This is a genomic window from Nonomuraea zeae, from assembly GCF_005889725.1.
Taxonomy (GTDB): domain Bacteria; phylum Actinomycetota; class Actinomycetes; order Streptosporangiales; family Streptosporangiaceae; genus Nonomuraea; species Nonomuraea zeae.
Genome location: NZ_VCKX01000399.1, coordinates 1 through 9699, shown reverse-complemented (window position 1 = coordinate 9699; position 9699 = coordinate 1). Strand labels below are relative to the sequence as shown.

The window sequence follows — 9699 nt, the reverse complement described above, 5'->3', positions numbered from 1 at the left end:
TGGCTAGTGTTTTTGAGAGCAAACAGTCTCTTTGAATAGTTTTTTGTTCAAGCAGAAGACGGCATACGAGTGGTCTTAGGGTCTCGTGGGCTCGGAGATGGGTATAAGAGACAGGTCGGGGTGGGCGTCGGGGACGGGTCGCCGCCGCAGGGGTCCGCGGTGGTGGCGCTGTTGCGCGGCGCGGGGGCCGCGGTCTCGAAGTCGGCGCCGTTGTCGTCGGTGTCGGCGCAGCCGCCGCCCTTGCGGAACGCGCCGGTGGCGTTGGTGAGCGCCGGGGCGGGGGAGCCTTCGAAGAAGTTCGCGCCGCCGTAGCCGACCAGGTCGGCGAGCAGCGCCAGCTGGTCGTCGGAGCAGGGGGTGGAGGAGCCGTTGCAGGCCAGGCCGTCGGCCGAGCGGACCAGCGCCACCTTGCCCGCGGTGCCGCTCATGTTGATGGAGCCGGTGCTGTCGGGCTGGGGAAGCGCGCCGCTGGGGGTGGTGCCCGCGGCGAGTTGCAGGAGGTGGTACTGGCCAGGGGCGAGGGTGCCGGCGAGGCCGGCCTTGCCGGAGGCGAAGTTCCCCGTTCCCGCCGCACTGGTGTACTGCACCGACCAGCCGTCCAGCGACACGGGGGCGTCGCTCCGGTTGAACAGCTCGACGTAGTCGTTGGTCAAGGGGGCGCCGGAGTTGCCGCCCCCGCCGTAGACCTGGCTGATGACCACGGCTCCTGGGGTCGCGGCCACGGAGGGTGAGGTCAGGACGGCGATCGAGCCGATGAGAACGCCGGCCGCGACGAAGATCGCCGGGACCCGGGACTTAGCACGCATGTCGAGGAGCGTAAAACGACAAATGCGGAAAACACTGTCTTTAGCGTGGACGGATCGTGAAATATCACGAGACGCGGTGAGGGGCGCTGATCTCCACCAGTTCGACGATCTACCCCTGAAGTGACGATCGGCATTAACGGGCAGTTAGCGACACCGGAATACCCTCGCGTCCCATGAAGATCGGGGACGCTGCCATGAACTATGAGATCACCCGCCGTTCGCTGCTCACCGGCCTGCTCTCCGGCGCCGGCCTGGTCGCGGTCGGCGGCGTCAGCGCCGCGCACGCGGCCGCCGAGATCGACCGGAACCGCCGCCGGGTGCTGATCGCGACGAACGAGCCGTGGGGCACCTACCACGCCGCTCCGCTGCTGCCGGAGGCCGCGCGCCTGGGCTGGGAGGTCGTCCAGCTCGTGCCGGACCGTACGGGCGTCAAACCGGACGACCCGGTCACGGTCGCGACCCTGGACGCGGTCCCCGAGGCGGACCTGCTCGTCGTGACCGGCGCGGGCGACTGGCCCGCCGACTGCGCAAAGCGGCTGCGCCGCCTGCCGCTGGTCGCCAGCTCGCTGGCCTACCAGCTGCCGGTGGAGGCGCCGCGGGCGGCGGAGTTCAGGGGCCGGCTGCGGGCGATCACCGCCTCCTCGCCGGCCGAGGCCGCGGTGTTCGACGACTACCTGGGCACGCGCCGCGAGATCGCGGTCGTCGGCACCCCGCAGACCGACAACCTGCCCAAGCACGCCCCGGAGCCGGGCACCGTCCTGGTGCTGACCAGCGTGACCAGGCCCGACGCCACCGGCGGCGCCGCGCCCGGCACCGAGCTGCTGCTCGCGGCGGCCGAGCGCCTGGCGGCGGCCGGCAAGCACATCCTGGTCGGCCTGCATCCCCGCGAGGACCGCACCCTCTGGGAGCGTTACGAGATCAGCGCCGTGCCGTCGGTGCAGGCCGCCGCCCGGACCGAGGTCGCCATCGGCATCCCCGGCACCGTCTTCCCCGTCGTCGCGGCGGCCGGCGTGCCGCTGGTCGGCTGCACCGACCCCAAGCTCCAGATCCCCGGCTACCTGCTGAGCGTCTGCTCGCACACCATCGCCTCGCCCGAGGATGCCGTGGCCGCCGTGGCGGAGGCCAAGCCGGTCTCCCGGAAGGTCCTGTACGAGGCGGTCGGCCCGGTCGGCGGCTCGGCCAGGCGGCTGTTCAAGGTCTGGCGCGACCCGGGCCGGCCGCGCCGATGAGCGACGACGCCCGGTGCCAGCGGTTGATCGGGTCGGGCTGCGGGTGCCGACGTTGATCAGGTCGGGCTGTGGGTGGCCGAGGTCGGTCAGGTCGGGCGGCCGAGGTTGATCAGGTCGGGCTGTGGGTGGCCGAGGTCGCGCAGTAGCCGGCCAATCGCCGGATGTCCGCCCGTATCGCCCGCCGCAGCAGCCGGCCCAGCACCGGTTCCAGCAGCTTGTCGAAGGTGGTGCGCGGGGTGACGCGCACGTGGAAGGTGAAGCGGCACCGGTCCTCGCCGAGCGCCTCCACGATCCGGCCGCCCTCGGCGTCGATCCCCGAGGTGGTGCGCCAGGCGAACGAGTGCCCGGGCCGCACTTGGGTGACCTCTCCGCCGTTGCGGTAGGTCCGGCCCGCGAACCGCATCACCTCGGCGGTGGTCGTGCCCACCCGGACGATCCCTGCGGGATCCGGCGCCATCGTCTCGACGCCGCCGCGCCAGCGCGGGTCCTGCCGGTAGTCGGCGACGACCGCCCAGACGGCCCCGGCGGGCCGGGTGATCTCCCCGTACTCTCGCAGTTCGATCATCCGGCGATGATACGGGCCCGGCCGCGACGCGGGGAAACCGCCGCCGTGCCTGCCCGGGCGCCGGCCGGTTCAGCGCTTGCGGGCCAGCGTGACGCCGTCGCGGACGGGCAGCATCACGCAGTCGAGCCGGTCGTCACCCCGGCCGGGCCCGGTGAGCTCCGCGGTGGCCCGGTGGCCCATGTGCGAGATCAGTTGCTTGACGTAGCGCTCGGGGCGGGCGGTCGCCACGTGTGCGGTGGAGAGGGGCATGCGCGATCCTTCTCGTCTGAGAAGCGTCGAGGCTTCTCGACGCTTGCGCAGGCCAGTTTGTGGTCGTTCCGCATGATTTGTCGAGCGAGCTCGCGGCGGTGCTCGGGCCGGCCAAAGGCACGATCGGCTACCACGTACGCGTCCTCCGCGCGGCCGGCGCCGATCACTCCGGAGGCGCCACGCAGTAGAGCGCGTTGAACAGCGGCAGCGTCAGGGCGGCCATCTCGGCGGGAGTGCGCGGGCGGCCGCGCTGGAGCCAGTCGGCGGCCACGCCGATGAGCGCGCCGGCCGCGAACGTGGCGGGCACGTCGTGCGGGATGTCCTGCCGCGCGCCCGCCTGCTCCGGGAGATCGTCGGCCGGGTGTACGCGGTGGTAGGCGGCCGCGGCGATGCGGCGGCGGATGTGGTCGATGACGCGGGCGCTGCCCTGCGGCCCCAGCAGCGCGTTGTAGAGCCCGGCGTGCTCGGCCAGGCTGGCGAAGAACGCCTCAAGGGACCTGGGCGAGTCGCGCTCGGGGGCCGCCGCGTCGGGGCCGGGCGTGGGCAGCAGCTCGATCAGGCTGTCGATCATCGCGGTGCAGGCGGCCTCGGCCAGCTCGTGGACGTCGCGGTAGTGGTCGTAGAAGGTCGGGCGGCTCACCCCGGCGCGTTCGGCGACGTGGGCGACGCTGATCCGGGAGAGGTCCTGCTCCTCGACGAGCTGGATCAGGGCGCTCGCCAGAGCCGCGTGGGTGCGGCGGACGCGTCGGTCGCCGGAGGGGGTGGTGCTGTTTTTGGTCGTGGCCACGCCGCCAGTCTACGTCTGACGACATTTGTAGTTTATCTTACATCTGTAAGATAACGGCGACCGGTCCCACCACGTACGAAGGAGACGCCGCAATGAGCCTCGACGAGCAGGTCCTGAGCTACCCGATCCCCAGTGACGCGGCGCTGGAGCCGCCGGCCGAATGGGCGGAGCTACGCGGCGCGTGCCCGGTGGCCCACGTGAAGCTGCCGAGCGGCGACCCCGCGACGCTGCTGACCCGCTACGAGGACGTCAAGCGGCTGATCGCGGACCCGCGCTTCACCGCGCTGCTGGACGCGCCCGGCGCGGCCCGGCTGTCGGACAACATGGAACGCGGGCTGTTCAACAGCGACATGGCGCACGTCATCCCCCATGCCGGTGAGGAGCACCAGCACTGGCGGCGGCTGGTCGGCAAGTGGTTCACCGCCAAGCGCATGGCCGCGCTGCGACCGGCGATGACACGGATCGCCGACGACCTCATCGACGGCATGGTCGAGCGGGGCGCGCCGGGCGATCTCAAGGCGGGCCTCGGCTTCCCGCTGCCGGTGTACGTCATCTGCGACATGCTCGGCGTGCCGGCCGCGGACCGGGACCGGTTCGCGTACTGGTCCGACACGTTGCTCAGCCTGACCGGCTACGGCAAGGCCGAGATCGAGGCGGCCCAGGCCGAGTTCGTGCGGTACATGTCCGGCCACGTCGCCGCCAAGCGCGCCGAGCCGGGGGAGGACCTGCTGAGCGAGCTGATCGCGGCCGGCGGTCCGGAGGAGGGCGGGCTGTCCGACGTCCAGCTGCTCGCGACCGGCATGGTGCTGCTGGTGGCCGGCCACGAGACCACCGCGAACATGATCGGCAAGATGGTCTCCATGCTGCTGGCCGACCGCGGCCGGTGGGAGCGGCTGCTGGCCGACCCGTCGCTGATCCGCACGGCGGTCGAGGAGTCGTTGCGGCTGGACGCCAACGCCGGGTTCGGCCTGCCGCGCTACCTGGGCGACGAGGCCGAGGCCGCCGGGACCGTTCTGCCTCGCGGCACGACCGTGATCTGCAGCATCGCCGCCGCCAACCGCGACGAGAGCGCCTTCGAGTCGGCCGCCGAGATGGACCTCACCCGGAGCCCGAACCCGCATCTCGCTGATGTGAGGCCGCCTGCTCGGGCGTGAACGGGTGCGCGGCACCCCCGGCCACCCGTTCACGACCGCGCGGCCCGCCTGGCGGAGGTCAGTCCGCGGCCCGCCCGGCGGAGGTCAGTCCGCGGCCCGCCCGGCGGAGGTCAGTCCGCGGCCTGCTGGCGGGCGTACTCCTCGGCCAGCCGGCGGTAGGGCGCCATGGCCTCGTCCGCCTCGCGGTGGAACTCCTCCTCCTGCTGCGCGGTGGCCGGCCGGTCGGCGCCGTCCACGCCGTCCACGCCGTGCCGCCGCTCCCATTCCCGCCGCACCTGGTCCAGCCTGGCCAGCGACCTGCGCCGTTCCCGCTCCAGATCCGCTGCCGTGATCATTCCCGCTCCGGTGTCGTCAGCTGCTTCTCGCCGTGCCAGCCCTGCTCAAGGCCGAAGTCCCGCAGGATGCGCTTGCCGTCCCACAACACGTGCCTCCCCTCGGTGACGCGGTCGGTCACGCCGATCCGGCTGAATTCGTACGGGGTCAGGCGGTAGCCCTCTTCCCAGGCCCGCCGGGTGACCCGCGCGCGCACGGCGGCCCAGTCGGCCGCGCCGTGGGCCGACAGCCGGCCCTCCGCCGCGGCCCTGTCGAACGCGTCCACCAGCTTCTTGTAGTCGGAGGTCTCCCAGGTGACGGCGTCGCGGGGATTGACGATCTCGCCGAAGCCGCCCAGGCCGGGACGTTCGGCGAAGTCGTAGCCCATCCGCGCCCACACGTAGCCGCCGGTCTCGTAGCCGGCGAACAGCCTGACCGTCTCCACGCCCAGCTCGCGGTACCGGCTCTCCATGTGCTCGGTCCAGCCGGCGCCCAGGCCGCCGTCCCGGAGGTCGTCGCGCAGGCTGAAGGTGTCGTGGAACGCCTGGAGCCGGCCAGCGGGGGAGCGGTCGAGCTGCCTCTCCGCGGTGCCCACGACCTCGTCGCCCCGGTAGATCTCGTACGACAGCGAGATCCGGCCGTCCTCGAAGACGACCTCGTCCAGGTGCACCCGCAGGCCCGACGGCTCGTGGGTGAAGCTGGTCGTCTCCCTCAGCCAGGCCCGCACCTCCTCCTCGCGCCCGCGCGGCCCGTGCTCCAGGACGTCGCGTAACGGCGGGACGGCCGGCGGTTCCGCCGAGAGGAGCGCCGTCGCGTCGGAGCCGCCGTGGTTGAGCAGCTGCTCGATGCGGGAGACCGGCGCGTCGGGCGTCATGGGCTCGTCGGGCAGGAAGATCCGGTGCCGGCCCCGGCCGTGCAGGGTGTCCAGAAGGGTGCTGCTGGGGAACGTCTCCCCGGTGCGGCTACGCATGATCATGGTGGTGTCGGCGGCGACGACCACGCGCCCGCTCAGGTTCGCCAGCCCCTGGGCGGGGCCCAGGTCCGACCTGCCGACGAGGCAGGGCACGAGGTAGATCACGTCAGCGTCGGGACGCGCCCGCAGATCCTCGTGGATCACCTGGTAGATCTCCCGGGCGTTGAGCCGGTCGCCGCCGATGTGCAGGCCCTCGGGACTGCCGTGGGCGACCACGGCGAGCACGTTCTCCCGCCGGGGCATGGCCAGGGCGCCGGAGCTCAGCTCCACGTCCGCCTGGTGCTCCGGGTCGCGCAGCCACACTCCGGCCTCCGTGGGCACGCGGTGCTCCTCCTGATGACGGCGGACCCGGGGACTGGGGTCGAGCGGCGCGGCCGGCGGCCGACTGGTGGGCGCGCCGGGCTCCTGGAGCAGGAAGTACGTCTTGACGCCGTCGTTCTCAAGGACGGCCAGCATCTTGAACGCGGTGTCCGGCCGGAAACTCGCGTGCCCGGGCCGATCGAGGAAGGCGGCCGTGGAGACGTAGTCGGAGGCCCGGATGACCAGATGGACGCTGTCCGGGCGGTCGGCGAGGACGCGCGGGTTGGTGACGCCCTCCATGACCCCGGGGAAGGCGAACCTGTCGCCGGCCGAGAGGCCGCCGGGCAGCCAGTCGGCGGGGACGCGGGTCTCGACGTGGCCGCGCAGGCCCGAAGGCAGGTCGTCCAGGCCGGAGACGGCGAGGTCGAGGTGCGCGCGGGCGGTCGCCGCCTGCGGGGTGTCGTGGACGATCGCGTCGTTGACGCGGTGCAGCCGGTTGCCGTCGAACAGCTCGCGCAGGGCCTGCGCGGGCCGCTGGTCCGCCTGCCGGAGCAGCGGAGTCGGCTCGGGTCCGGGTGGCGGCGGCGCGTCGAGGTCGCCCAGGATCGGCTCGCGGCCGCGTGCCTGGCGCTCCACCAGCCGGAGCCGGTCCATGACGCCGTCGTGCCAGTCGGGGCGGCCGAGCCGTTCGAAGGCGGGGCGCAGGTCGTCCAGCCGGGTCCGCAGCGTACGGAGGTCGGCGCGGCTGAGGTCGTTGCGCCTGAGCCGCACGCGGTGGTCGCCGATCGCCGGCCGCTCCACGAAAGGGCTCCAGACGTTCGCCTCCGCCATCCGGTCCGCGCCGGGGAAGTCGATGATCGTGGGACGCCGCCGGTGGGTCTCCGCCACGTGGGTCTCGAACGACTCGTTGAGCGTGAGCAGATCCAGCAGGCTGCGGTGCGTCGTCGTGCTCGGGGCGAACTCGCCCAATCTGGTCGTGTAGTCCTCCAGCGGGCCGGTGCGGAGGTAGCCGTCTCTCGCCGCCGTGTACGGCGGGAGCCGCCGCTGCTCCGCCCGGTCGATCGCGGTGTTCTCGCCGTACGCGGTGCGGGTGGCCGTCGTGCCGTCGTTGAACGTCACCAGCTCGCGATTGGAGGCGAAGAGGTTCTCCACCCGGCTTTCGCGGACGCCCGAGGCCAGGGCGGCCTGCAACCGCTCGTCGCCGTAGCGCTGGTAGACGACGGCGCCGTCGCGGTGTACGGCCGGCTGGTCGAGGCCGACGGCGCGCCGTACCAGTGCGGAGGCCTGCAGCCGGTCACCGTCGAGGCCACTCCTCCTGATGGCCTGGGTGCCGTCGCCGAACCTGACGACCTCGCGGCCCGCCACGGTCCTGGCGGACCTCTCGCCGGTCGAGACGCTGTCGGCCAGCCGGGAGCCCGGGTCCAGGTGCTCCGGGCTCAGCAGGCCGGGTTCCGCCCGGCGCACGGGCCCGGTCACGGAGCCGGCGGAACGGGCCTCCACGTCGGCGAGGTCCGTGCCGTGCGGGGCCGTTCCGCCGGAGTCGGGGGACGGCGGGCCGTCGGGGCCGCGGCCGGTGGCCGGGCCGGCGTCCACCGAGCCGCGCCAGGACGGCGTCCAGCCCGCGGCGTGCGCGTCCGCGCCGCCGAGCGCGCCGGAGGTCCCGGCCTGCAGGACCATCCGCCAGGAGAAGTCCCCGGTGGCGGCCAGCGTCATCCCGGTGGCCCCCATGTTGGCCACGCCGGACTGCGCCATCATGCCCCAGACCGACCGGCTGGACGCGGCCACCACCTTGTCCAGCAGGCTCATCTCGGCCCGCAGGAGCCCGGCGTGCAACCCCGGCGAGGCCATCCGCGACAGCGCGCCGCCCATGCCCCCGAGCAGGGCGCCGGTCAGCGCGCCCGTGGCCGCCGACAGGAGGACCTGGCCCAGGTCGATCTCGTCGCGCCGGGACTGGGAGGCCTGCACGGCCAGGTCCAGACCGGCCATCAGCCCGCCGAACACGGCCGCGTTCAGCAGCAGCCGGACCGCGATCTGCCTGATCGTCAGCCGGGCGATCTGCACGCGCGCCCCGATCAGCCCGAACGACAGCCCGCCCCACGGCCCGGCGGCGGCCGCGAGCAGCCAGGCGAGCTGCAGGATCAGCAGCCAGACGGCCACCTCGATCATCCGCTTGGTGTACTCGACCTGCACCCCGAGCTGGTTGAACTCCAGCGCGGCCTTGACCAGCCGGTCCACGAGATCCGCCCGCGTGCCGCCCACGTGGGTGCGCGCCCACTCGGCGAACGCCTCCAGCGCCGGGCCGTCCCACTCGTCCGAAGCCGGCCGGTGCCCGTCCCATGCGCCGCTGTGCTCGACGACCTTCCTGGCCATGGCCGCGCACGCGTCAGCCAGCCGGAAGCAGCCGTCCTCGTCGCCCTCCGGCCAGTCCGTGCCCACGGCCCAGCCCACCCACGGCTTGGCCCAGTCCGGCACCAGGAAGCCGTCGAACCCCACCCGCGCTCACCCGCCCGACGCCTGCTCGGCGGCCCCGTAATTCGTGGCGCTGCCGCCCAGCCCGGTCTTCGCGCTCTCCAGCTCGGCGATGTAGGCGTCGAAGGCCCCGAACACGTCGCCGGCGAGCTGGGGCAGGCGCTTGGCCAGCTCCGCGCCGTACTGGTCGTCGCCCAGCGGGTTGCCCTCGTCGTCGAAGACCGCCCTCAGCTCGGCCCGCCAGTCCCTGACCTGCTCGGCGTCGTCCGCATAGCCGCCGGACGAGCGGCGCAGCGCCGAGTGCCGAGCGTGGAACCCCGGCGTCACCCGGCACCCTCGCCGGACAGGTCCACCGGCTTCGGCAGGAACGCGTCCAGGCCGGCGTTCTCGCCGAAGACCTCCTCGTACGCCAGGCCCTCGGGCACGAACGGGGCCATCAGCTCCTTGGTCCGCTCGGCGACCCGGGCGGTCGCGGCGCCGACCTGCGTCATGATCGACGAGCTCAGCTCCGACGGGGACAGCTTGCGGTAGACGCGCGGGTTGAGCGTCAGGGACCGGAGCTGACCGCGGTGGCCCATCGTGACGGTGACCAGGCCGTCGTCGGAGGTGGCGGTCACCACCAGGTCCTTGAGCTCGGCGTGCATGTCGCGGATCTGGGCGGCCTGGCGGTTGTACTCCTCGGCCAGACCCTCGATCATCGCGCGGAACTCCTGGCTCATGACATGCGCCCGAGCAACTCGTCGAGGATGGCCCGCTCCTGCGGGGTGAGGTCACCGGCCACGGTCAGCGTGCCGGCCGCCGTCTCGGTGACGACCGGGGGGACGGCCGGCCGGACGACCGGGGGAGCGGCCGGGG

10 protein-coding genes are annotated in these 9699 nt (G+C 73.1%); 2 read left to right on the top strand and 8 right to left on the bottom strand.

What is annotated here, in order from left to right:
• Nucleotides 1-47: 47 nt before the first annotated feature.
• The gene (locus tag ETD85_RS56370; protein WP_138698069.1) at nucleotides 48-806 is read right to left on the bottom strand and encodes a lamin tail domain-containing protein; all 759 of its coding nucleotides are present in this window, start codon (nucleotides 804-806) and stop codon (nucleotides 48-50) included.
• A gap of 173 nt (nucleotides 807-979) precedes the next feature.
• On the opposite strand from ETD85_RS56370, the gene ETD85_RS56365 reads away from it, so the two are divergent.
• Nucleotides 980-2035, top strand: coding sequence for a hypothetical protein (locus ETD85_RS56365; protein WP_206059516.1), 1056 nt, complete (start codon nucleotides 980-982; stop codon nucleotides 2033-2035).
• A gap of 109 nt (nucleotides 2036-2144) precedes the next feature.
• Here the strand turns inward: ETD85_RS56365 and ETD85_RS56360 are convergent, their stop codons facing one another.
• The 3 genes from ETD85_RS56360 to ETD85_RS56350 all read right to left on the bottom strand — a co-directional run bounded on the left by ETD85_RS56360 (nucleotide 2145) and on the right by ETD85_RS56350 (nucleotide 3636).
• The gene (locus ETD85_RS56360; RefSeq protein ID WP_138698068.1) at nucleotides 2145-2600 is read right to left on the bottom strand and encodes an SRPBCC family protein; all 456 of its coding nucleotides are present in this window, start codon (nucleotides 2598-2600) and stop codon (nucleotides 2145-2147) included.
• Nucleotides 2601-2669: 69 nt separating this feature from the next.
• Nucleotides 2670-2849 (bottom strand): DUF2218 domain-containing protein, encoded by a 180-nt coding sequence (locus tag ETD85_RS56355; RefSeq protein WP_138698067.1) that lies wholly within the window; start codon nucleotides 2847-2849, stop codon nucleotides 2670-2672.
• Nucleotides 2850-3012: 163 nt separating this feature from the next.
• Nucleotides 3013-3636 (bottom strand): TetR/AcrR family transcriptional regulator, encoded by a 624-nt coding sequence (locus ETD85_RS56350; RefSeq protein WP_138698066.1) that lies wholly within the window; start codon nucleotides 3634-3636, stop codon nucleotides 3013-3015.
• Nucleotides 3637-3728: 92 nt separating this feature from the next.
• Here ETD85_RS56350 and ETD85_RS56345 point away from each other — a divergent pair, with 92 nt between their 5' ends.
• On the top strand, nucleotides 3729-4790 hold the full coding sequence (locus tag ETD85_RS56345; RefSeq protein WP_138698065.1) for a cytochrome P450: 1062 nt from the start codon (nucleotides 3729-3731) through the stop codon (nucleotides 4788-4790).
• Between the two features lie 110 nt (nucleotides 4791-4900).
• On the opposite strand, the gene ETD85_RS56340 is transcribed toward ETD85_RS56345, so the two are convergent.
• Genes ETD85_RS56340 through ETD85_RS56325 form a run of 4 tightly spaced genes read right to left on the bottom strand, consistent with a single transcriptional unit; the run spans nucleotide 4901 to nucleotide 9563 of the window.
• Nucleotides 4901-5125: a hypothetical protein gene (locus ETD85_RS56340; protein ID WP_138698064.1), complete on the bottom strand. Its 225-nt coding sequence runs from the start codon at nucleotides 5123-5125 to the stop codon at nucleotides 4901-4903.
• Nucleotides 5122-8868 carry a WXG100-like domain-containing protein gene (locus tag ETD85_RS67135; RefSeq protein WP_138698063.1) on the bottom strand — a complete coding sequence of 1249 codons (3747 nt, stop codon included), beginning with the start codon at nucleotides 8866-8868 and terminating at the stop codon, nucleotides 5122-5124. Before ETD85_RS67135 ends, ETD85_RS56340 begins: the two co-directional genes overlap by 4 nt.
• Before the next feature lie 6 nt (nucleotides 8869-8874).
• The gene (locus ETD85_RS56330; protein ID WP_138698062.1) at nucleotides 8875-9171 is read right to left on the bottom strand and encodes a hypothetical protein; all 297 of its coding nucleotides are present in this window, start codon (nucleotides 9169-9171) and stop codon (nucleotides 8875-8877) included.
• Nucleotides 9168-9563 (bottom strand): YbaB/EbfC family nucleoid-associated protein, encoded by a 396-nt coding sequence (locus ETD85_RS56325; protein WP_138698061.1) that lies wholly within the window; start codon nucleotides 9561-9563, stop codon nucleotides 9168-9170. The genes ETD85_RS56330 and ETD85_RS56325 overlap by 4 nt, the downstream gene beginning before the upstream one ends.
• Between the last annotated feature and the right edge of the window lie 136 nt (nucleotides 9564-9699).

What these genes read in the sequence shown, in the direction of transcription:
- ETD85_RS56370 (WP_138698069.1), bottom strand. Translation starts at nt 806, where the DNA reads ATGCGTGCTAAGTCCCGGGTCCCGGCGATCTTCGTCGCGGCCGGCGTT.
- ETD85_RS56325 (WP_138698061.1), bottom strand. Translation starts at nt 9,563, where the DNA reads ATGAGCCAGGAGTTCCGCGCGATGATCGAGGGTCTGGCCGAGGAGTAC.
- ETD85_RS56340 (WP_138698064.1), bottom strand. Translation starts at nt 5,125, where the DNA reads ATGATCACGGCAGCGGATCTGGAGCGGGAACGGCGCAGGTCGCTGGCC.
- ETD85_RS56365 (WP_206059516.1), top strand. Translation starts at nt 980, where the DNA reads ATGAAGATCGGGGACGCTGCCATGAACTATGAGATCACCCGCCGTTCG.
- ETD85_RS56360 (WP_138698068.1), bottom strand. Translation starts at nt 2,600, where the DNA reads ATGATCGAACTGCGAGAGTACGGGGAGATCACCCGGCCCGCCGGGGCC.
- ETD85_RS56345 (WP_138698065.1), top strand. Translation starts at nt 3,729, where the DNA reads ATGAGCCTCGACGAGCAGGTCCTGAGCTACCCGATCCCCAGTGACGCG.
- ETD85_RS56355 (WP_138698067.1), bottom strand. Translation starts at nt 2,849, where the DNA reads ATGCCCCTCTCCACCGCACACGTGGCGACCGCCCGCCCCGAGCGCTAC.